The sequence below is a fragment of the Mycolicibacterium gadium genome (genome assembly GCF_010728925.1).
Taxonomy (GTDB): Bacteria; Actinomycetota; Actinomycetes; order Mycobacteriales; family Mycobacteriaceae; genus Mycobacterium; species Mycobacterium gadium.
In genome coordinates, this window is the sequence record NZ_AP022608.1 from 2870625 (window position 1) to 2892947 (window position 22323).

At 65.9% G+C, this 22323-nt stretch carries 21 protein-coding genes; 4 read left to right on the forward strand and 17 right to left on the reverse strand.

Features of this window, described 5'->3' with window-relative positions; genetic code table 11:
• Nucleotides 1-111 precede the first annotated feature (111 nt).
• Nucleotides 112-1116 carry an alcohol dehydrogenase gene (locus G6N36_RS14035; RefSeq protein ID WP_163690677.1) on the forward strand — a complete coding sequence of 335 codons (1005 nt, stop codon included), beginning with the start codon at nt 112-114 and terminating at the stop codon, nt 1114-1116.
• Between the two features lie 69 nt (nt 1117-1185).
• On the opposite strand, the gene tuf is transcribed toward G6N36_RS14035, so the two are convergent.
• The 7 genes from tuf to G6N36_RS14070 form a co-directional block, all read right to left on the reverse strand.
• Nucleotides 1186-2376: an elongation factor Tu gene (gene tuf, locus G6N36_RS14040; protein WP_163687026.1), complete on the reverse strand. Its 1191-nt coding sequence runs from the start codon at nt 2374-2376 to the stop codon at nt 1186-1188.
• Between the two features lie 93 nt (nt 2377-2469).
• Nucleotides 2470-4575 carry an elongation factor G gene (gene fusA, locus G6N36_RS14045; RefSeq protein WP_163687027.1) on the reverse strand — a complete coding sequence of 702 codons (2106 nt, stop codon included), beginning with the start codon at nt 4573-4575 and terminating at the stop codon, nt 2470-2472.
• Between the two features lie 88 nt (nt 4576-4663).
• The gene (rpsG, locus tag G6N36_RS14050; protein ID WP_014209180.1) at nt 4664-5134 is read right to left on the reverse strand and encodes a 30S ribosomal protein S7; all 471 of its coding nucleotides are present in this window, start codon (nt 5132-5134) and stop codon (nt 4664-4666) included.
• The gene (gene rpsL / locus G6N36_RS14055) at nt 5134-5508 is read right to left on the reverse strand and encodes a 30S ribosomal protein S12 (RefSeq protein ID WP_014209181.1); all 375 of its coding nucleotides are present in this window, start codon (nt 5506-5508) and stop codon (nt 5134-5136) included. Before rpsL ends, rpsG begins: the two co-directional genes overlap by 1 nt.
• A 312-nt stretch (nt 5509-5820) precedes the next feature.
• Nucleotides 5821-6411, reverse strand: a complete 591-nt coding sequence (locus tag G6N36_RS14060) for a TetR/AcrR family transcriptional regulator (RefSeq protein WP_083124552.1) — start codon at nt 6409-6411, stop codon at nt 5821-5823.
• 102 nt (nt 6412-6513) lie between these two features.
• Nucleotides 6514-7059, reverse strand: a complete 546-nt coding sequence (locus tag G6N36_RS14065) for a DUF3558 domain-containing protein (protein ID WP_163687028.1) — start codon at nt 7057-7059, stop codon at nt 6514-6516.
• A complete protein-coding gene (locus G6N36_RS14070) occupies nt 7060-7596 on the reverse strand; it encodes a DUF3558 domain-containing protein (RefSeq protein WP_163687029.1) in 537 nt (178 codons plus the stop codon).
• Nucleotides 7597-7684: 88 nt separating this feature from the next.
• Here G6N36_RS14070 and G6N36_RS14075 point away from each other — a divergent pair, with 88 nt between their 5' ends.
• Nucleotides 7685-8128 (forward strand): DUF3060 domain-containing protein, encoded by a 444-nt coding sequence (locus G6N36_RS14075; protein ID WP_163687030.1) that lies wholly within the window; start codon nt 7685-7687, stop codon nt 8126-8128.
• Nucleotides 8125-8526 carry a DUF3060 domain-containing protein gene (locus G6N36_RS14080; RefSeq protein ID WP_163687031.1) on the forward strand — a complete coding sequence of 134 codons (402 nt, stop codon included), beginning with the start codon at nt 8125-8127 and terminating at the stop codon, nt 8524-8526. Before G6N36_RS14075 ends, G6N36_RS14080 begins: the two co-directional genes overlap by 4 nt.
• A 16-nt stretch (nt 8527-8542) precedes the next feature.
• Here the strand turns inward: G6N36_RS14080 and G6N36_RS14085 are convergent, their stop codons facing one another.
• From G6N36_RS14085 to G6N36_RS14120, 8 genes are all read right to left on the reverse strand, one after another.
• Nucleotides 8543-9295, reverse strand: a complete 753-nt coding sequence (locus G6N36_RS14085) for a crotonase/enoyl-CoA hydratase family protein (protein ID WP_163690678.1) — start codon at nt 9293-9295, stop codon at nt 8543-8545.
• 44 nt (nt 9296-9339) lie between these two features.
• On the reverse strand, nt 9340-10068 hold the full coding sequence (locus G6N36_RS14090; RefSeq protein WP_163687032.1) for a PaaX family transcriptional regulator C-terminal domain-containing protein: 729 nt from the start codon (nt 10066-10068) through the stop codon (nt 9340-9342).
• A 2-nt stretch (nt 10069-10070) separates the two neighbouring features.
• Nucleotides 10071-11009: a crotonase/enoyl-CoA hydratase family protein gene (locus G6N36_RS14095; protein WP_163687033.1), complete on the reverse strand. Its 939-nt coding sequence runs from the start codon at nt 11007-11009 to the stop codon at nt 10071-10073.
• Nucleotides 11006-12634, reverse strand: a complete 1629-nt coding sequence (locus tag G6N36_RS14100) for an acyl-CoA dehydrogenase family protein (RefSeq protein ID WP_163687034.1) — start codon at nt 12632-12634, stop codon at nt 11006-11008. Before G6N36_RS14100 ends, G6N36_RS14095 begins: the two co-directional genes overlap by 4 nt.
• Before the next feature lie 54 nt (nt 12635-12688).
• Nucleotides 12689-13441 carry an alpha/beta fold hydrolase gene (locus tag G6N36_RS14105; protein WP_163687035.1) on the reverse strand — a complete coding sequence of 251 codons (753 nt, stop codon included), beginning with the start codon at nt 13439-13441 and terminating at the stop codon, nt 12689-12691.
• Nucleotides 13442-13453: 12 nt separating this feature from the next.
• Nucleotides 13454-14563 carry a phosphatase PAP2 family protein gene (locus tag G6N36_RS14110; RefSeq protein ID WP_163687036.1) on the reverse strand — a complete coding sequence of 370 codons (1110 nt, stop codon included), beginning with the start codon at nt 14561-14563 and terminating at the stop codon, nt 13454-13456.
• A 147-nt stretch (nt 14564-14710) separates the two neighbouring features.
• Complete coding sequence (locus G6N36_RS14115; protein WP_163687037.1) at nt 14711-15463, reverse strand: deoxyribonuclease IV; 753 nt, start codon at nt 15461-15463, stop codon at nt 14711-14713.
• 35 nt (nt 15464-15498) lie between these two features.
• The gene (locus G6N36_RS14120; protein WP_163687038.1) at nt 15499-16578 is read right to left on the reverse strand and encodes a hypothetical protein; all 1080 of its coding nucleotides are present in this window, start codon (nt 16576-16578) and stop codon (nt 15499-15501) included.
• 50 nt (nt 16579-16628) lie between these two features.
• Here G6N36_RS14120 and G6N36_RS14125 point away from each other — a divergent pair, with 50 nt between their 5' ends.
• Nucleotides 16629-17246: a maleylpyruvate isomerase family mycothiol-dependent enzyme gene (locus tag G6N36_RS14125; protein ID WP_163690679.1), complete on the forward strand. Its 618-nt coding sequence runs from the start codon at nt 16629-16631 to the stop codon at nt 17244-17246.
• Between the two features lie 61 nt (nt 17247-17307).
• Here G6N36_RS14125 and G6N36_RS14130 read toward each other — a convergent pair whose 3' ends face one another.
• Nucleotides 17308-18198 (reverse strand): type IV toxin-antitoxin system AbiEi family antitoxin domain-containing protein, encoded by an 891-nt coding sequence (locus G6N36_RS14130; RefSeq protein WP_163687039.1) that lies wholly within the window; start codon nt 18196-18198, stop codon nt 17308-17310.
• Nucleotides 18199-18336: 138 nt separating this feature from the next.
• The gene (locus tag G6N36_RS14135; protein ID WP_163687040.1) at nt 18337-22287 is read right to left on the reverse strand and encodes a DNA-directed RNA polymerase subunit beta'; all 3951 of its coding nucleotides are present in this window, start codon (nt 22285-22287) and stop codon (nt 18337-18339) included.
• Between the last annotated feature and the right edge of the window lie 36 nt (nt 22288-22323).

Genomic DNA, 22323 nt, shown 5'->3' on the forward strand with positions numbered 1-22323 from the left:
CCCCGACCAGGGCATACGCGAAGTACATCGGCCCCGCGGCCGCGCGTGTTACACCCGGGGTCCGAGTGGCATACCTCACAGCGCCGGATTAATGTCGCCGAGGTGGCCACGATGAAGATCGCCCGCATCCCCGCGGCGAATGCGAAGTTCGAAATCACCGACGTCGACATCCCAGAACCAGGTCCGCGGCAAGTCCGAGTAAAGGTCCATGCCTGCGGCGTCTGCCACTCCGACGTCCTGACCGTGATCGGCATGATGGGCAATTCGTTCCCGCGCGCGCCCGGCCACGAGGTCGCAGGCGTCGTCGATGCGGTCGGGGACGGCGTCACGTCCTGGGCGGTCGGAGACCGCGTCGGCGTCGGCTGGTTCGGCGGTTGCGATTTCACCTGCGAGGCCTGTCGGCGCGGCGACTTCATCTCGTGCGAGAACGCGGAGATCCCCGGCATCTCATACGACGGCGGTTACGCCGAGTACATGGTGGCGCCCGCCGAAGCCCTGGCCCGCGTCCCCGACGACCTTGCCGACGTGGATGCCGCGCCGCTGCTGTGCGCCGGTATCACGACGTTCAACGCGCTGCGCGAATCGGTGGCGCGGCCGGGCGACCTCGTCGCGGTGCTCGGCGTCGGCGGTCTCGGGCACCTCGGTATCCAGTTCGCGGCGAAGATGGGCTTCGAAGTGGCTGCCATTGCGCGCGGCACCGACAAGGAGCCGCTGGCGAAAGAGCTTGGCGCGCATCATTACATCGACTCGAAGGCCGTCGATGTCGCCGAGGAACTGAACAAGCTCGGTGGCGCGCAGGTCATCCTCGCCACGGTCACCGTGGCCGACGCGATGGCGGCGACGATCGACGGCCTCAAGGCCCGCGGTCAGCTCGTCGTCGTCGGTGCACCGTCCGAACCGATGGAGACACCGTTGGCGCCGTTGATCTTCAAATCCGCGGCAGTGCAGGGCCATGCCTCGGGGACATCGCAGGATTCGGAAGACACGCTGCGCTTTTCGGCGATCACCGGCGTGCGACCGATGATCGAGACGATGCCGCTGTCGCAGGCTCAGGCTGCCTTCGACAAGATGATGAGCGGCGACGCCCGGTTCCGCATGGTGCTGACGATGACCTAGTGTCCTCGACGACAAGACGCGAAAACCCCCTAAATCTCTCGATTTAGGGGGTTTCTGCGTCTGCTCGGACTACTTGACGATCTTGGTGACCCGGCCTGCGCCGACGGTACGGCCACCCTCGCGGATCGCGAAGCGGAGGCCCTCGTCCATGGCGACGGGCTGGATCAGCTTGACGGAGATGTCGGTGTTGTCACCGGGCATCACCATCTCGGTGCCCTCAGGGAGGGTCACAACGCCGGTCACGTCCGTGGTGCGGAAGTAGAACTGCGGACGGTAGTTGTTGAAGAACGGCGTGTGCCGGCCACCCTCGTCCTTGGACAGGATGTAGACGCTGCCCTCGAACTCGGTGTGCGGCGTGGTGGTGCCGGGCTTCACGACGACCTGGCCGCGCTCGACGTCCTCACGCTTGATGCCGCGAAGCAGCAGACCGACGTTGTCACCGGCCTGGCCCTGATCGAGCAGCTTGCGGAACATCTCGACGCCGGTGACCGTGGTCTTGGTGGTCTCCGGACGGATGCCGACGATCTCGACCTCCTCGTTCACGTTGACGATGCCGCGCTCGACACGACCGGTGACCACGGTGCCGCGGCCGGTGATCGTGAAGACGTCCTCGACGGGCATCAGGAACGGCTTGTCGGTCTCACGGACCGGGTCCGGGATCGACTCGTCGACGGCGTCCATCAGATCCTCGACGGACTTGACCCACTCCGGGTCACCCTCGAGGGCCTTGAGCGCCGACACCTTGATGACGGGAGCGTCCTCGTCGAACTCCTGGGCGCTCAGCAGCTCGCGGACCTCCATCTCGACGAGCTCGATGAGCTCCTCGTCGTCGACCATGTCGGCCTTGTTGAGGGCAACGAGGATGTAGGGCACGCCGACCTGACGGGCGAGCAGCACGTGCTCACGCGTCTGGGGCATGGGGCCATCGGTCGCGGCGACCACCAGGATCGCGCCGTCCATCTGGGCGGCACCGGTGATCATGTTCTTGATGTAGTCCGCGTGGCCAGGGGCGTCGACGTGCGCGTAGTGGCGCTTGTCGGTCTGGTACTCCACGTGGGAGATGTTGATCGTGATGCCGCGCTGACGCTCCTCAGGCGCATTGTCGATCTGGTCGAATGCGCGCGACTCGTTCAACTCGGGATACTTGTCGTGCAGAACCTTGGTGATTGCTGCGGTCAGCGTGGTCTTGCCGTGGTCAACGTGACCAATGGTCCCGATGTTGACGTGCGGCTTCGTCCGCTCGAACTTCGCCTTCGCCACTTCTGTGTCCTCCTGGACTTGTTGGTGCTTCTACTGACTGATGTGAAGCAATGCTTGATCTTTGCAGTTGTGGTTCCTCGCGAACCAACCGGGCTACTGTCCGGTCGCCTTCGCGATGATCTCCTTCGACACGTTCGCCGGAACTTCAGCGTACGAGTCGAAAACCATGGAGTAGTTCGCCCGGCCCTGGGTCTTCGACCGAAGGTCTCCGACGTAACCGAACATCTCCGACAGCGGCACGTGCGCCTTGACGACGCGTGCACCTGCCCGCTCCTCCATGGCCTGAATCTGACCACGGCGGGAGTTCAGGTCGCCGATCACTTCACCCATGTAGTCCTCGGGTGTGGTGACCTCGACGGCCATGATCGGCTCGAGGATCACCGGTTGTGCTTGGCCTGCAGCCTTTTTCAGCACCTGCGATCCTGCGACCTTGAACGCCATTTCCGACGAGTCGACCTCGTGGTAGGCGCCGTCGAGCAGGGTGACCTTCACGTTCACCAGCGGGTAGCCGGCCAGCACGCCGTACTGCATGGCGTCCTGCGCTCCGGCATCCACCGACGGAATGTACTCGCGGGGGATGCGGCCACCGGTGACCTTGTTCTCGAACTCGTAGGTCGCCCCGTCCTCGCCGCTGAACGGCTCCAGGTCGATGAGCACCTTCGCGAACTGGCCCGAGCCACCCGTCTGCTTCTTGTGGGTGAACTCGACCTTCTCCACCTTGCGGCGGATGGTCTCCTTGTAGGCGACCTGCGGCTTGCCGACGTTGGCCTCGACCTTGAACTCGCGCTTCATCCGGTCCACCAGGATGTCCAGGTGCAGCTCGCCCATACCGCCGATGACGGTCTGGCCGGTCTCCTGGTCCAGGTGCACCTTGAAGGTGGGATCCTCTTCGGCCAGCTTCTGGATCGCCGTGCCGAGCTTCTCCTGGTCGCTCTTGGTCTTGGGCTCGATGGCCACCTCGATCACCGGATCGGGGAACGTCATCGACTCCAGCACGACCTGCTGGTTGGGATCCGACAGCGTGTCACCGGTGGTGGTGTCCTTGAGTCCGATGACGGCGTAGATGTGCCCCGCGGAGGCCCGTTCGACCGGGTTCTCCTTGTTGGAGTGCATCTGGAACAGCTTGCCCAGGCGCTCCTTCTTGCCCTTGGTGGCGTTGATGACCTGGCTGCCGGACTCGACAGTGCCCGAGTACACGCGGACGTAGGTCAGCTTGCCGAAGAACGGGTGCGTGGCGACCTTGAACGCCAGCGCCGAGAACGGCTCGTCGGTCGACGGCTTGCGGCTGATCAGCTCGTCTTCCTTGCCGGGCACGTGGCCTTCGGCCGGCGGCACGTCCAGCGGCGAAGGCAGGTAGTCGATCACCGCGTCGAGCATGGGCTGCACACCCTTGTTCTTGAACGCGCTGCCGCACAGCACCAAGTAGGCCTCGGAATTGATGGTGAGCTTGCGCAGCGCACCCTTGATCTCCTCGACCGACAGCTCTTCGCCGCCGAAGTACTTCTCCAGCAGCGACTCGTCGGTCTCGGCGACCGCCTCGAGCAGCTTGGTGCGGTACTCGTCGGCCTTCTCAGCCAAATCGGCTGGGATGTCGACGGTTTCGTAGGTCTCACCGAGCTTGGTCTCGCCGCGCCAGACCTTGGCCTTCATCTCGACCAGGTCGATGATGCCCTCGAAGTCGCCCTCGGAGCCGACCGGTAGCTGGATCGGGATGACATTGGCGCCGAGGCGCTCTTCCATGGTGCGCACCGAGAAGTAGAAGTCCGCGCCGATCTTGTCCATCTTGTTGACGAAGCAGATGCGGGGAACGTCGTACTTGTCGGCCTGGCGCCAAACCTGCTCGGACTGCGGCTCGACACCTTCCTTGCCGTCGAACACGGCAACGGCACCATCGAGAACGCGCAGGCTGCGCTCCACCTCGACGGTGAAGTCGACGTGCCCGGGAGTGTCGATGATGTTGATCTGGTTGTCGTTCCAGAAGCAGGTGGTGGCGGCGGAGGTGATGGTGATACCCCGCTCCTGCTCCTGCTCCATCCAGTCCATGGTGGCGGCGCCGTCGTGCACCTCACCGATCTTGTAGCTGATGCCGGTGTAGTAGAGGATGCGCTCGGTCGTCGTCGTCTTACCGGCATCGATGTGGGCCATGATGCCGATGTTGCGGACCTTGGTCAGGTCGGTCAGCACGTCCTTCTGTGCCACAGGATTCCCTCCGGGAACTAATACGGTCTAAAGACTGTCTTGTTATGCCTTGCCGCTGCGCTGCGGCGTCAAAGCGAAGCTTTGGCGCTCACCAGCGGTAGTGCGCGAAGGCTCGGTTCGCCTCAGCCATCTTGTGGGTGTCCTCACGTCGCTTGACGGCGGCACCCAGGCCATTGCTGGCGTCGAGGATCTCGTTCGCCAGGCGCTCGATCATGGTCTTTTCGCGGCGGGCCTTGGAGAAGCTGACCAGCCAGCGCAGTGCCAAGGTGACCGAACGATCCGGTCGGACCTCGACGGGAACCTGGTAGGTGGCGCCACCGACGCGTCGGCTGCGGACCTCGAGGGCCGGCTTGACGTTGTCGAGAGCCCGCTTCAGGGTGACCACCGGATCGGTGCCCGTCTTGTCGCGGGCCTGCTCGAGCGCACCATAAACAATGCGTTCGGCCAGCGATTTCTTCCCGTCCAGCAGAACTTTGTTGACCAACTGGGTGACCAGCTGCGACCCGTAGACCGGGTCGTTGACCAACGGACGCTTGGGTGCAGGCCCCTTGCGCGGCATCAGCTCTTCTCCTTCTTGGCGCCGTAGCGGCTGCGCGCTTGCTTGCGGTTCTTCACACCCTGGGTGTCGAGCGAACCGCGGATGATCTTGTAGCGCACACCCGGCAGGTCCTTCACACGACCGCCACGCACGAGCACCATCGAGTGCTCCTGCAGGTTGTGGCCTTCACCGGGGATGTACGCGGTGACCTCAACCGCGCTCGTCAGCTTGACGCGCGCCACCTTCCGAAGCGCCGAGTTCGGCTTCTTCGGGGTGGTGGTGTACACGCGGGTGCACACGCCGCGGCGCTGCGGGCTGCCCTTGAGGGCCGCGGTCTTGACCTTGGCGATCTTGTCGCGGCGACCCTTGCGGACCAGCTGCTGAATGGTTGGCATCTACCGGCTTTCTGTGTTGCTTGTCTATCTCTGGGTCTTGCTCAAAGTCTCTGTACTGCAGTTATGTCCCGCTCACGTACCCCGCGATCGGGTGTGTCGCATGCGCCCGCCGCGAGGATTTCCTCTAGGCTTCGTGGACACGCGAATTGGCCCGGCGTGCAGGCATGCTTGCTGACATTTCCCGAAGGCCCGATCCGCAATGCGCCTTATCTGCCAGGCACGATCGTCCACAATACCAGGGTGGCGCGCCCCGTCCAAACCTGCGCCCAACCGCCTAACCGCAGGTCAGCGCTAGCGGTCGCGCACATGCGGTCAGCGCCGCTCCATTCCGGACGCCAGGCGCACGACCATGTCGCTGTAGACCGCGTCGGCGTCGATGCCGTTCATCGCCCCCGTCATCTCCAGCAGCACGAAACCGTGCATGGCCGACCAGAATTCCAGCGCGGCGTAGAACGCGTTCTCACCGTCGAGCCCGTAGGAGCCCAGGACCGAGATCACCGGCGCGGCAGCGGCGCGGGTCGCCTCGGTGAACTCCGGGTCGTCGCCGCCGAGCGGCATCCGCGTGAACGCCGAATACCGCCCCGGATGATGGTGGGCATAGCTGCGGTAGGCCGACGCCATGGCCGTCACCGCGTCGTCTCGGGTGCGCCCCTGGCCGACGGTGTTGAGCATCCCGATGATGTCCGCCACCACCCGCATTCGCACTGTTCGGCGTAGGTCTTCCAGGCTGTGCACATGGTTGTAGAGCGACGGACCCTTGGTGCCGAGCTGGGTCGCCAACGCGTTGATCGTGAGTGCGTCCCAGCCCTCGCGGTCCAGGAACGTCAGGGCGGCGTTGACGATGGAGTCGCGACTCAACCTCGCCGGGCGCCGGCCGGAGGTACTCGTCGGCTGAGCTGCCATGTGCGTCGCCTCCTCCGGTGTGGATTTTCGCGCTTCGGACCGGGCAAAACTAACACCTCTAGTTTGTCCTGGTCGGTTCCCTGCCCGGGGAGCCCGTTGACGTCAGTTGATCCGATCCTGACTCAGCTGAGCGAGCTGCTCGGTGACGGCACACAGATCGGGCAGCATCGCTGGGTTCAACGTCTGGATCGACCAGGTGATGACATCGCCGCCTTTGGCCACGTAGATGCTGCAGGCGTTGCCGTCGTAGGCCTTGAAACCCTTGTTGCCGTCCAGCGACAGTTCGGTCAGCGTGCGTCCGGCGGTTTGTTCCAGCGACCGCTCGGTGTCCATATCGCTGCCGCGATACCACCACGTCGAGATCCCCATGCCCGCGCCGACGGTGCCGAAGACCGAATTCTCCTGCCAGAAGCAGCCGGCGTCGCTGACGACGGATTTCGTGAACTTGCCCTGCCCGACGGCGGCGGTGATGTCCGCGTCGGTGACGCCGTTGCAGTCGCCGCTGCGAAAGCCCGCGCCGGCCGCGCCCGCTGCCGGGGCCGGCGGCGCCGAACTCTGCTCCGACGAGTCCGACGGGCCGCAGCCGGAAAGCGCCGTCGCCACCGCGATCGTCGTCACCGCCCACCGAACCGCTTGCCGCGCAGTCATCTACATGTCCGATCGCAGCGTCGCCGAAAGCAACTTCTCGGCATCCGGGCACGGATCGGCCCCACCGGCGTCGCGGCGGAACTGCACCCACCAGCTCAACACGCCGGTGCCTGCCGCGGCCGTGGCCGAGCAGGCCGCACCCGTGGTGTTGCGCGTGGCCAGGAAGGCCTCGTGCCGTTCGATGTCGGCATCGGTGATCGTCGCGCCGCGTTCGGTGGCCAGCTCCCGCTCACGCTCGAGGCTGCCGGATTCGAACCAGGAGAACGTCACGTCGATCGTCATGTCGCCGCGCGCCAGCACGTACTGACACACCGCACCGCTGTAGGGACGCACCACATTATCCGCGCCCAGCGTTTCTTGAACGGTGCCGTCGAGCAGCAGTCCGCAGCGATCCTCGGCATAGCCGTAGCTACGGGTGGGATCGGGTACGGCGGGATGCGCCCGTAGCGCGGTACCGCCGACGGTCGAAGAACATCCTGCAACGATCGCCGCCACTGTGACCGCCGTGACAGCAACCTGATTGACACGCCAACGCATCGCACCTGACACGCTACCCAGCGCCGTCGCGGTTGGCGACTTGGACGAACCTCGCCTGGACCTGGACTCCAGCCCGTACTCTCTCCCCATGATCTGGAGTCTTGTGGTCCGGGCCGTGCCGGCATGTCTCATTGCCCTGCCCGTAGCGATGACTGTCGGAGTTCCCGGCGCGAATGCGCAACCGCCCGGGGTCTGCAATCCGTATCTGCGTCAGTGCGCCGGCAACGTCGTCGTCGGTGACGACGTCCAGGGCGACACCCACATCACCGGTAGCGGCATCAAACAGACGATCGACTGCAACAACCGCACCCTGCTGGTGAACGGCGGCGGCAACGAGATCACCGCGCTGGGCACCTGCTGGGCGGTGACCGTGCAGGGCAACGGCAACCTCGTCGTCGCCGACAACATCATCAACGACGTGACGGTCTACGGCTGGGATCAAACCGTTCTGTACAAGAACGGTGCACCGAAAATCTGGGATCGCGGCCGCGAACTGGGCATGACGAACAACGTGCACAGGTTGGTCGGATGAGGCGCGCATCGGCCCTGGCCGTCGCCGTCGCTGCGGCCGCCTTGGTGCTCGCGGGCTGCGGGTCGGAGAGCTCGGACACCACGACACCGTCCGCGACCGCAGGCACGTCCGGTGCACAGGTCGAGGTCGGCAACACCATCAACTACGGGTCGTTCGGCACCACCGCCGACATCGACTGCGCAGATGGCAAGTCGCTCAACATCGGTGGTTCCAACAACACGTTGACCGTCAAGGGCACCTGCGCCAACGTCAACATCGGCGGCGCCGACAACAAGGTCACCTTCGACCGCATCGACAAAGAGATCAGCGTCGTCGGCCTGAACAACACCGTGACCTACAAGGACGGCGATCCGAAGATCAACGACACCGGCTCGAACAACAAGATCGGCAAGGCCTGATCCTTCGACAGGCGGCCTAGGCGCTCGCGCCGTGCCGTCCTGCTCCCGCGGCGAATCGCGCGGCGCCCTCGAGCGATTCGGCGGCCACCTTCGACATGCTGCCGAACTCGAAGTCCATCGCGTCGGCTTCCGCCTCCCCCCACTGATGGAGCATCGACAGGCGATCTGCGCGCATGCACTGCTGAGGTAGTGCGGCGAGCTCGGCTGCGAGCTCCTCGGCCCGTTGGCGCGCTTCACCTTTCGGCACGACACGATTCGCCAGGCCGATGGCGAACGCCTCGTCGGCGGCGACCGCGCGTCCGGTGAGTATGAGATCCATGGCCCGACTGTGGCCGACGATCCGCGGCAGTCGCACGGTGCCGCCGTCGATCAGTGGCACACCCCAGCGGCGGCAGAAGACACCCATGATGGCGTCCTGTTCGACCACTCGCATGTCGCACCACAGCGCCAGTTCCAGACCGCCCGCGACGGCGTAGCCACTGACCGCGGCGATCACCGGCTTCGAAAGCACCATCCGGCTCGGACCCATCGGCCCGGGGCCGCTGCGGTGCACGGGGTTGGCGTCCGGGGTTCCGAAGGCCTTGAGATCGGCTCCCGCACAGAATGTTCCATTGTCTCCCCACAGCACGGCGACAGCCGCCGAGTCGTCCCTGTCGAACTCGTCGAACGCCGCGTACAGTTCGGTGGCCGCCGGGCCGTTGACCGCGTTACGCGCCTTCGGTCGATCCATGATCACCGTCGTCACCGGACCGTTCTTCTCGACCCGCACGCCACCCAATCCCCCGGTCGCTTCGCTCCTGCCCGCCGGACCGCTCACGTCGCCTCCATCAGCTCGTTGTCACGCCGCGAAATCAGCTCCGCGGCGAATTCGTGGTACGCCTCACGCAATGCCTCGCCCGGCCACCCACCAGGCAGCAGCTCGGGCGGCAGCACCGGATCGGTCAGCAGGTGCCGCACCGTGGCCGCCGCGACGACGAAGCGGCCGGGAACATCAGCGGCCGAATCCATTTCGCCGAGCAATTCGTGGCCAACCCGTGCCCATCCGGGCAGATCCCATAGCTGGGCGGCGAGTTCGACGGGGTCGTCGTCGCGGCAGCGCAGCTCCCTACCCTTTTGCAGGACCTCGGCCGGAAGCACGGTGTCGAGGTTGTCGGGCCGCAACCACACTCCCTCGCGAAGCTCACCGAACCTGTTGTTCTGCAGGGTGGTTCGCAGCGCGGCCCGCGTCCGGGCGTCGGTGCCGACACTGGTGATCACCAGGGTCGTCCAGGTGCCGTCCCACGCTCGCAGCGCCGGGTTGATCGCGTCGTCTTGGCGACGTTGCCTGACCAGCAGCCGGTCGGACAGCCGGTACCCGTCTTCCGATCGCACCAGGTCGCCGGCGCTCACCATCCTCGTCAGCGCCACCCGAACGGTCGGCTCTTTGATGTCGAAATCGGCGGTGAGCCTGATGAGTTCACTCGCGGTGGCCCACGCCGGATGCGCCCCGAGGAGGACGCTCAGCACGACCGAGCGGGCCGTCATCCGCGAGGGCAGTGGCATGGTCAGACCCCGGACGCCTTCCGACCATGATCGCCGAACGGCTCGTCACGCTGGCGCACCGCCTCCCGGAACCCGTGTTCGCGGGACTGGGCGACGAACGCATGCCCTTCCGGGGTGTGCCGCGCGATACCGTCGAAGACGGTCGACACCATCGCGCTGTTCGCTGTGCCCTGGTTGAGCAACGCGGAGTTCATCGCGAGCTTCACCATGATCAGCTGGTTGATCGGGACAGCGGCGATGCGTTCGACCAGCCGTTCCGTGCGCTCGTCGAGATCCTCCGGTGCGGGTGCCTCGATCGCGAGTCCCCACTCGGCGGCTTGGGCCCCGGTGATCGAATCACCGGTCAGCAGAAGGCGTTTGGCGCGCTGGTCGCCGAGGCGGTGCGCCCACATCCCGGCGGCGGGCACACCCCAGACCCGGGTGGGCGGATAACCGATCTTGGCATCCGCAGCGGCGATCACCTGATCGGCGTGCAGCGCGATGTCGGTGCCGCCCGCGACGCAGTAGCCGTGGATTTTGGCGACCGTCGGCTTGTCCGCGTGCAGCAGGCTGGAGAAGCCGCGAACGAAGCGGCTCATCATCTGGTAGTCGATCATCGGATCCCACGGCTGATCGGGCAGATGATTGACGGCCTGCGTCTTACCCGACAGCACGGTGTCTTTGTAGGGACTGCCGCCGCCCGCCGACGAGGAGCCCTCGGCGTAAGCGGACAGATCGAAGCCCGCGCAAAACCCTTCGCCGCGACCGGAAACCAGGATCACGTGCACGTTGGGGTCGAGGTCAGCGCGCTCGACGAGCGCCGACAACTCCAACGGTGTGTCCGCGACAATCGCGTTGCCCTTCTCGGGGCGGTTGAACGTGATGCGGGCAACCCGATCGGTGACCTCATAGGTCATCGTCTTCAGGTTGTCGAAGTCCACCGGCCTGATCGCGTGCGTCATCCCTTTACTAGAGCACGCTCGAGGATCGGCGCGAGATCCAGCCCGGTGGGCAACGTTCCGAAGGCGCCGCCCCACTGCCCGCCCAGCCGCGTCGCGAGGAACGCCTCGGCGACAGCGGGGTGACCGTGGCGCACCAGCAGTGACCCCTGCAGCGCCAGGCTGATGTCCTCGGCGACCTTGCGGGCGCGGTACTGGATGGTCTCGAGATCCCCCAGCTCGGGCCGCAGCCGGTCGACGTGGGCATCAAGGCGCGGGTCCTGCCCTGCGGTGCGGGACAGCTCGTCGAACAGGACGTCGACGCACTCCGGCCGGGTTGCCATGGCGCGCAACGTGTCCAGCGCGCTGACGTTGCCCGATCCCTCCCAGATGCCCATCAGCGGGGCTTCGCGGTACAGCCTGGGCATCCCGGACTCCTCGACGTAGCCGTTGCCGCCAAGGCATTCCATCGCTTCGGCGGCGTGCGGAGTGGCCCGCTTGCACACCCAGTACTTGCCCGCCGCCAGCCCGATTCGGCGCAGCAGCGTCTCGCGCTCGTCTCCGCGCACCGCGGCATCGGTGGCACCGGCCATGCGCATCGCAAGGATGGTCGCCGCCTCGGCCTCGACGGCAAGGTCGGCCAGCACGTTGCGCATCAGCGGCTGGTCGATCAGGTACTCGCCGAACGCCTTTCGGTGCTGCGCGTGGTGGATCGCGCGGGCCAGGCCACCGCGCATACTCGTCGCGCTGCCCAGTGTGCAGTCCAGCCGGGTGAGGTTGACCATCTCGATGATGGTGGGCACGCCGCGTCCTTCCTCGCCGACCAGCCACGCGGTCGCACCGTCGTATTCGACTTCACTGGAGGCGTTCGCGTGGTTGCCGAGCTTGTCCTTGAGCCGCTGCAGGAACATCCGGTTGCGGCTGCCGTCGGGCAAAATCCGCGGCAGGAAGAAGCAGGACAGACCCTTCGGCGCTTGCGCCAGAACGAGAAAGATGTCGCACATCGGTGCCGAGGTGAACCACTTGTGGCCGGTCAGGCTGTAACTTCCGTCGGCGTTCGGTGTTGCCTGCGTTGTGCCCGCGCGCACATCGGAACCACCCTGCTTCTCGGTCATCGACATGCCTGCGGTGATACCGGCTTTCGTCGCGGGCACCTTCAGTTCGGGGTCGTACGCGCGACTGGTCAGCAGCGGCTCGTAGACCTTGGCGAGTTCGGTGTTGTGGCGCAGCGCGGGAACGACGGCGTACGTCATCGAGATCGGGCAGATGTGGCCGGGTTCGGGCGTCCACACCGACGTCTTGGCCGCGCGCACGACGTGGGCACCGGGACGGTCGTCGGCCCAGGGTGCGCCGTGCAGACCGTGGCCGATCGCCGTCGTCATCAGCTCGTGGTAGGCGGGGTCGTATTCGACCTCGTCGACCCGGTGGCCGTACCGGTCGTGTGTGCGCAGAATCGGCTGGTTGCGGTCGGCGAGCTCACCCCAGCGCTGCGCCTGCTTCGAACCCGAGAGCGCACCGAGATCGGTCACCTCGTCAAGGCCCCACTCGCCGCCTTCACGGATCAGCGCCTCGGTGAGCACCGGGGAGGTGGCTGGGTTGTAGTCCTCCAGCGGCGGAACCTGATTGGTGACGACGTGCGTGTCTGACATGCCGCTGATATTACACTTTTCCGACAGCCGAACAAGAGTCGTAATATCTGCCGTTCAGCGCTGGAGGCGCGAAGCGATGACCTCGAGCACCTGTTCGGCGGACGAGAAGAAGGAACCGATGTGACCGTGGCCGGCGAGCACGTCGACGGTTGCATGAAGAGCCACTGCGTCGGCGCGCACGTGCGGCACGATCCAGTCCTCGGAACCCACGTAATACGTGGCGGGGCAGCCAACCGTCGCGGGGTCGATGTATCGCGTGGGACGCAGAGACCCCTCGATCGCGGCGGCCACCGCATACGGGTCATTGCCCGTCTCGAACATCTTCTGTAAGCCGAGGTCGGTCACACCGAGCGCCCGCCACAAGGCAGACCAATCGCCGCGCCGCAAGAAATTCGCCAGCGGTCGCAGCAGCCTGTCGGCTTCCTCTTCGTGGGCGTGCATCGCGTAGGCGCCGACCACCACGTGGCTCACCCGTTCGGGATGGCGGCTGGCGAGGTTGCAGGCCAGCCATCCGCCGCGCGAATACCCCCATGCGGTGACGCGGTCGATCCCCTCGGCATCGAGAACCGCGACCAGGTCGCTCGTCACCCCTGCGGCTACGTAGGCGCCCGCGTCGTGCGGGGCGTCGCTGGCCCCATGCCCGAGGGGATCGACATTGATGACGCGCCAATCCCGGACAAGAGCCTCTGTGTATCCGAAGTCGCGCCAGTGCCGTGCCGCGCACAGGGTCCCCGCGATCAGCAGCAGCGGCGGTCCGGCGCCCTCCACCGTGTAGTGGATTCGGTAGCCGCGCGACTCAACAGCCACGCGCGGATCCGGTCACCGATCGGGCACCGGGCTCGGCAGACTCTCCACGGACAGCCTTCGTCGCGCACGTCGCGCCTCGTGACGGTTGAGCAGAAGGATCACCACCACTGCGAGCACCCAACCCAGCAGGATGTCGATGACGTAGTGCTCGGCGGTGTACACCAGCGTGAACGCCATGATCAGCGGATAGATCACCAGCACCGGCCGCCACCCGCGGTGCACCCGGTTCCACAGGAACATCGCCACCGCGGCAGTCATACCGGCATGCAGCGATGGAATGGCCGCGACGAGGTTGACGCTCGCCTGACCCTGGTCCAGCAGCGCCGTCGCCGATTGCAGATTCAGATTGCCCCAACCCCGGCCGACGATCCGTTCGATCCAGTTGTTCGCGCCGTCCTGCGTGGACTGCATTGCCCCGAGCACACCGCCGTCGGGCACACCGCGCGCTGATCTGAACATGCATCGCGGGTTCGCGGGGCCACCGGCGACGTCCGCCGAGGTGCAGCGGGCGGCTGCCCACGGCGGTGCGGCAGGCAGCGTCGCATAGATCGACAGCCCCACGATATTGAGACCGACGAACAGCTTGACGAATGACTTCCATTCCTCGCGATCACGCAGCCACAGCACCGCCGCGACCACGTAGGGAAGGATGAAGAACGACATGTAGACGCTGCTGATGACCACTTCCCACCAGGGCGGCTCGGGAAGCTTCAGCTGCTCCTGCAGCCATACCGTCGGCATCGTGCCCGCGAACAGCCAGCGGTCGACGTCGGCGGGCCACTCCCACAGCGTCGGCCGGCCGATCATGTCGGCCGCTCCCCTGCTCAGGTCGTAGGCGATGAGCACCAGGGCGAACGGCAGCCAGTCCCGGATGATGTAGAGCATCCGGCGGCCCTGGCCGATGCTGGCCGCCGCCAGGCCCGTGCACACGTAGAGCAGCACCAGTTCGCGGTTGAACGCGAAGCCGTCGGTTGCGGTGCGATAGATGACGGCCGCCGCCCAGATGGCGACAGCGACCCGGCGCGTGATCCGCAGCCATCGGGATCGATCCGGCCCGGGAGTGGGCTCGACCGTGTCCAACGCGCGCGGCGGCGCAATTGACGACTCGTCAATGGCGGACACAAACAGCCCCTCGCATGCCGGTCGGCGATCAGTACCGCCTGTTTCGTCGAGAGCCTAGTTAACGAGCCGTCCACCCGAAATTTGAATCACGTTTTCGTTATGCCACCGTGCCGTCCGGACCACCCCCGCCGGGTCTCGCGGCGCTGGTCAGCCCAGGTGTTCGCGCAGGAACGCGATGTCGTCCTTGCGTCCCGCGTCGGCAGTCTCACAGATGACCGGGGCGTCGGCGGCGCCGACCACCGCGACAAGCAACTGGGGGTCGATCTGACCGGTGCCGAAATTGGCGTGCCGGTCGGCGCCCGACCCTGCGGCATCACGGGAGTCGTTGCAGTGCACCAGGTCGATGCGGCCGGTGAGCGCCTTGATGCGGGCGACGGCGTCGATCAGCTCCTCCCCCGCCGCCCAGGCGTGGCAGGTGTCCAAACAGAACCCGATGCCGGTGTCGCCGATGCGGTCCCACAGCCGCCCGATGACGTCGAAGTGCCGGGCCATCGCGTGCTCACCGCCTGCGGTGTTTTCCAGGTAGACCGGCACCTCGGTCTCGAGGTAGTCCAGCGCCTTGACCCAGCGTTCGAAGCCCGCCTCATAGTCTTTGTCGTCGGCGTGGCCACCGTGCACGATCACCGCCGTCGCATTGATCTCCGATGCGGCATCGCACGTGTCCTGCAGAATCTTGCGCGACGGGATGCGCACCCGGTTGTTGGCCGAAGCCACGTTGATCAAGTACGGCGCGTGGACGTACAGCGGCATGCCGGCCGCCTTGAGTACGTCGGCGTCCTCACGGGGCTTGGGCTTCTTCCAGCTCTGCGGATTGCCGAGGAAGAACTGCACCACGTCGGCACCGTCGGCCGCCGCGTCGGCCAGGGGGTCGTCTCCGTGAACATGCGAACCAATGAGCACGCCACGAGTTTAGGCGCGTGCGCCGACACCGTGACTCACCCCCACGTCTGGCGGATCGCTTGCCGGTGGACCGCCTGCCCCAACCGCCTGAGCCGCTCGCGCGCACCCCACCAATTGATCAACAGCCAGATCGCCAGCAGCTCGCACAGCGACGCGATCACCCAGTGATAGCCATTTCGGCCTGCCACGATCGCCGCGATCCCGACCACGACGAAGAAGGCGGCGAGTACCGCCCTGACCCAGTTCTCCCTGCGTGAACTCGCCAGCCGGCTGCGCCACAATCCGGGCTCGATGGTTGCCGGCAGCTCGCTGCTCCTCAGCGTCCGGTGGTATTCGACGTATTGGTCGTACGACGCGAAATTGCGGCGCAGGTCGCGGTCCTCACCGAGCAGCGCCCAGGCCAGGCCCACCAGCGCCGCCACACCGGCGGCGACCGGAAGCGGCATGATCCACGGCCCGCCGAAGACCAGGGTCCCGAGGTCGACGACCAGCAGCACCAGAAACGCGCCGGCGAACCACATGAGGAAGCCCGAGGCCAGTCGGCCCGCCGGCGAGGAATCGAACACGCCCTTCGTCATCAGCGTCCTGGGGGCGGAGGCGGCCGGTGGGGTGGTCGGCCGGCCGCGGCGTTCGATGGCGGCGTTCAGTTGTTTGATCCCCGCGCCCCTGCGCGCCACCACGACGACGCCCCATCCCAGGAGCAAGGCGAACACCGCGACGGGAAGCCACCGGTACGGCGACTCGCTGCCGACGCTGGTGAACAAGCCGAGCACCACGAATGGCAGGACGCACAGCGCCGCCGCGCCGTTGGCCATCGCGCTGCCGTGCAGCCAGCGCGCCCACTCGTGGACGTCGGCGGCCTCGGGGAGCTTGCCGGTGCGAAGTGCGCGGCGGTACTCCGCCAGGCATTCGACGGTGCCGAACTTGCTGTGGATGCGGTGATCCGCCACCGCGGTGACGACCGATCCCAAGATGCACGCCACACCGACGGGCACGGTTATCCGAACTGCGCTGTCAGCCGGCAGGAGACGCAGGATCAGGCCGAAGTAGGCGAGCCAGCCGATGCCGATGGTCGCGGCGCGCGCAATCAGCGGCAGCCGGAACCATGTCGTCATGCGTCGAGTGTGGCCGATGAGTTCCGTGGGTGCCTGTGGTCTACCCGGTTATGCGCAATGACGTCTGGCCGCTGGTGCATGCCGAACGTGCGGCGATGATCGACGATCTCGCTCGCCTTGACGACACCGCGTGGGAGCAGCCCTCCCTCTGCGCCGGATGGACGGTGCACGACGTGGTGGCCCATCTGGTCGACGTCGCGCGCTCGACCCGACTCGGCTTCGCCATCGACATGGTCCGCGCGGGGTTCGACTTCGACCGGCAGAACACCCGTGGCATCCAGCGCGCACGCGGCGGCACGCCCGCGGCGACATTGCAGCGGCTGCGCGAAGCGGCAACACGGACGTCGACCCCGATCGCGCCGCTGGACACCCGGCTCGTCGAAGAGGTCGTGCACGGCGAGGACATCCGTCGGCCGCTGGGCATCACCCACACCTATGCGCAGGACGCGGTTGTCCGGTCGCTGCGCCAACAGGTCCGTACCTCAACGGCTTTCGGCGGTGCCATGGAGTTGGTCGCCGGCGTGCGGCTGGTCGCAACAGATGCGGATGTCATCATCGGCGACGGCCCCGAGGTGGCCGGACCCGCGCTGGCGTTGCTGCTGACGATCTCCGGGCGAACGGTGGCTATCGGCGAGCTCGAAGGGCCCGGTCTCGCGACACTGGCCTAGTTCCCGCGACCAGACGCGTACACCCCCATTTCTGCCCAAAATTGGGGGTGTACGCGACTGCTCACCCTGCAAGGGGTGCCCGCTCGAGGTGGCCGAAGATCCGTCGCACCAACTCGTTTGGATACTTGCGGACATCGTCGACCACCATCGGGATGGTCGTCCACCCGCACTCGGCCAATCTGGCGGATTTCATGCGGTCGTGCTTCCACCCGTCGGGGTTGGCGTGCCATTCCACGCTGTCGTACTCGGCGACAACTTTGGCGGCTGGCCACGCGAAGTCCACTCGCCAGACTCGGCCGTGCCGGTCGACGATTGTGTACTGCAATTCGGGCGACGGCAGACCGCCATCGATGAACACCAGGCGCGCTTCGCTTTCCATCGGCGATTCGGCGCGTGCGTCGGCAAGTCGGACAAGTTCGCGGATCTGGACGATGCCGCGTCTGCCCTTCTGCTGGTCGACTGCCGCAACCAACTCGAGCCGCGTGCAGGATTCCGAATGCAGCGCGGCGTCGAGGACAGCAAGCGCACGTGGTCGACGCAGGGTCCTTGCGATTTCTACCGCTGTCCACGCGGGAGCCGTCACCAGCCGACCACGCACATCTTTCAACGGCGCACCAAGTCGTTGGTGGACCATCACCTCCCGGGAAGGCCGCACGCGGGTACCTGGGTCGAGAATGTGCAGTCGATGGTCTGGTTCGGTATCGAACCCGTACATTTCAGCAGCGGTCTGCATGCAGGCAACGACTCGCACGTCACACGCGAGATCAAGCGCGGCGAGCCTGACGGACGCATCTGGTGGCGTCAACGAGTAGACACCGCGTCGAACGCGGATCAACGTACCGGTTCGGACGGCATATTCCAGTGTCTTCGGGGACAAGACGGCGAGGAGCTGCCTCGTGGTCGCCACACCTCCATTCGCAGCGAAGATGCTTTCGACAGCCTCATGTGCCATGCGAAGGATGCTGACCTGCAACCGCTCCAGACGGAAGCCGGCGCCCCACCTGCCTGTGGACAACCAGACGAAAAGACGCGAAAACCCCCAAAATCGCATGATTTTGGGGGTTTCCGCGTCTGCTCGCGCAGAGTGTGGTTACCGGTAGTCGCTGTAGCCGTAGTCGTCCAACGGCACTGCGGCACCGGTCGCCTGACCGAAGTCCGGGCTGTAGTACTGATCCTCGTAGGACGGGATCGTGTACGCGGCGGCCCGAGCTTCCTCGGTCGGCTGCACCTGGATGTTGCGGTACCGGTTGATGCCGGTGCCGGCCGGGATCAGCTTGCCGATGATCACGTTCTCCTTCAGACCCTGCAGCTTGTCGCTGCGGCAGTTGATCGCCGCATCGGTGAGCACGCGTGTGGTCTCCTGGAACGACGCCGCCGACAGCCACGAATCCGTGGCCAGCGATGCCTTCGTGATACCCATCAGCACCGGACGACCCGCCGCGGGCTCGCCGCCCTCGGCGACGACCCGACGGTTCTCGGTCTCGAACTCGCCACGCTCGGTCAGCGAGCCGGGCAGGAACTCCGTCGCACCCGAATCGATGATCGTGACGCGACGCAGCATCTGCCGGACGATGACCTCGATGTGCTTGTCGTGGATCGACACGCCCTGAGCGCGGTAGACCTCCTGGACCTCCTTGACGAGGTGGATCTGCACCTCGCGGGGGCCCTGGACTCGAAGCACCTCGTGCGGGTCAGCGGAGCCTTCCATCAGCTGCTGGCCCACCTCGACGTGGTCGCCGTCGGACAGCAACCGCTCGGTGCCGTCGTCGTGCTTGAAGACCTTTAGCCGCTGACGACGAGACAGCTTGTCGTACACCACTTCCTCGCCACCGTCATCCGGGATGATGGTGATCTTGTAGAAGCGCTCGCCCTCCTCGAGTTGCACGCGCCCGGTGACGTCGGCGATCGGCGCCTTGTCACGCGGGATGCGGGCCTCGAACAGCTCCTGGACACGAGGCAGACCACCGACGATGTCGCTGCCGCCGGAGACGCCGCCCTGGTGGAACGTACGCATGGTCAGCTGCGTGCCGGGCTCACCGATGGACTGCGCGGCCACGATGCCGACCGCCTCGCCGATGTCGACCAGCTTGCCCGTCGCCATCGAGCGGCCGTAGCACATCGCACACACGCCGGTGCCCGTCGCGCAGGTCAGCACGGAGCGGACCTTCACCTCGGTGACACCCGCGGCCAGCAGCGCCTCGATCGCCGGGTCGCCCAGGTCGTGACCGCGCTCGACGATCACGTTGCCCTTGGCGTCGACGGCGTCGGTGGCCAGCGTCCGCGCGTAGGCGGACGTCTCGATGTGCTGATCGCGAACCAGCGTCTTGTCCTGCATCTCGGCCAGCGTGATGTTGACGCCACGCTCGGTCTCGCAGTCCGTCTCGCGAACGATGACGTCCTGCGACACGTCGACAAGACGACGGGTCAGGTAACCCGAGTCGGCGGTACGAAGAGCGGTGTCCGCCAGACCCTTTCGGGCACCGTGGGTGTTGATGAAGTACTCCAGCACCGTCAGGCCCTCACGGAAGGAGGACTTGATCGGCCGCGGGATGAACTCACCCTTCGGGTTGGTCACCAGACCCTTCATGCCCGCAAGCGTGCGGGTCTGGGTCAGGTTGCCCGTGGCGCCGGACTTCACGATCGTGATGATCGGATTGTCCTCGGGGTAGTAGGCCTCCAGAGCCTTACCGACCTCTTCGGTGGCGTCCTGCCAGATCTTGACCAACGCTTCGTTGCGCTCGTCGTGGTTGAGCGCGCCGCGCTGGTACTGCTTCTCGATCCGGTCGGCCTCGTGCTCGTGACGCTCCAGGATCTCCTGCTTCTGCGGCGGCACCAGCACGTCGGCCATCGAGACGGTGACACCCGAACGGGTGGCCCAGTAGAAGCCGGCGTCCTTGAGCTTGTCCACCGTCTGCGCGACGACGATCATCGGGTAGCGCTCGGCCAGATCGTTGACGATCCGCGCCTGCACCTTCTTGTGCATCTGCTCGTTGACGAACGGATACGCAGTCGGGAGCAACTCGTTGAACAGCACCCGGCCCAGCGTGGTGTCGGCCGTCCAGGCGTCGCCCGGCTTCCAACCGTCCTCGAAGAGTTCGGCTTCGATGTCGGCCGGCGGACGCAGCTGGGTCAGCCGCACGCGGATGTTGGCGCGAACGCTCAGCGAACCGCGGTCCATCGCCATGATCGCCTCGGCGGGTGAGCTGTACACACCCGACTCCGGCTTGTCCTTGGCGGCGGCCACGTACTCGCCGGTGTCACCCTCGATCATGGTGGTCAGGAAGTACAGACCCGTCACCATGTCCAGACGCGGCATGGCCAGGGGGCGGCCCGACGCCGGCGACAGGATGTTGTTCGACGACAGCATCAGGATGCGCGCCTCGGCCTGCGCCTCCGCGGACAGCGGAAGGTGCACGGCCATCTGGTCACCGTCGAAGTCGGCGTTGAACGCCTCACACACCAGCGGGTGCAGCTGAATTGCCTTGCCCTCCACCAGCTGCGGCTCAAAAGCCTGGATGCCGAGGCGGTGCAGCGTCGGTGCGCGGTTCAGCAGCACCGGGTGCTCACCGATGACCTCTTCGAGGACATCCCACACCTGGGGACGCTGACGCTCGACCATGCGCTTGGCGCTCTTGATGTTCTGCGCGTGGTTCAGGTCGACGAGACGCTTCATCACGAACGGCTTGAACAGCTCGAGTGCCATCAGCTTCGGCAGACCACACTGATGCAGCTTCAGCTGCGGGCCCACCACGATGACCGAACGGCCCGAGTAGTCGACGCGCTTGCCGAGCAGGTTCTGACGGAACCGGCCCTGCTTGCCCTTGAGCAGATCGGACAGCGATTTGAGCGGACGGTTGCCCGGCCCGGTGACCGGACGGCCGCGGCGGCCGTTGTCGAACAGCGCGTCCACCGACTCCTGAAGCATGCGCTTCTCGTTGTTGACGATGATCTCGGGGGCACCGAGGTCGATGAGTCGCTTCAACCGGTTGTTGCGGTTGATGACGCGGCGGTACAGGTCGTTGAGGTCCGACGTGGCGAAGCGGCCACCGTCGAGCTGCACCATGGGGCGCAGCTCCGGCGGGATCACCGGAACCGCGTCGAGCACCATGCCCAACGGCGAGTTGCTGTTGGACTGGAACGCCGCGACGACCTTGAGACGCTTCAGCGCGCGAAGCTTCTTCTGGCCCTTGCCACTACGGATGACCTCGCGCAGCTCCTCGGCCTCGGCGTCGATGTCGAAGGTCTCGATGAGCTTCTTGATCGCCTCCGCGCCCATGGCGCCGGTGAAGTACTCGCCGTAGCGATCGATGAGCTCGCGATAGAGCACCTCGTCGACGATGAGCTGCTTGGGAGCCAGCTTGGTGAAGGTGGTCCAGATCTCGTCGAGCCGGTCCAGCTCACGCTGGGCCCGGTCGCGGAGCTGACGCATCTCGCGCTCGCCACCGTCACGAACCTTGCGCTTGACGTCGGACTTGGCGCCCTCGTCCTCGAGCTCCTTCATGTCGGCTTCGAGCTTCTGGGCCCGGGCCTCCAGGTCGGCGTCGCGCTGATCCTCGACGGCCTTCTTCTCGACGACCATCTCGGCCTCGAGCGTGGACAGCTCGTTGTGCCGCATCTCGTCGTCGACCGCCGTGATCACGTAGGCCGCGAAGTAGATGATCTTCTCGAGATCCTTCGGCGCCAGGTCGAGCAGGTAGCCCAGCCGGCTCGGCACACCCTTGAAGTACCAGATGTGCGTGACGGGCGCGGCCAGCTCGATGTGGCCCATCCGCTCACGGCGCACCTTGGCGCGAGTGACCTCGACGCCGCAGCGCTCGCAGATGATGCCCTTGAAGCGGACGCGCTTGTACTTGCCGCAGTAGCACTCCCAGTCGCGAGTCGGTCCGAAGATCTTCTCGCAGAACAGCCCGTCCTTCTCTGGCTTGAGCGTGCGGTAGTTGATGGTCTCCGGCTTCTTGACCTCGCCGAAGGACCAGTTGCGGATGTCGTCCGCGGTGGCAAGACCGATGCGGAGTTCATCGAAGAAGTTGACGTCTAGCACGTAACTCCCTTTCCCCTTGCGGGATTTGTAGCCAAT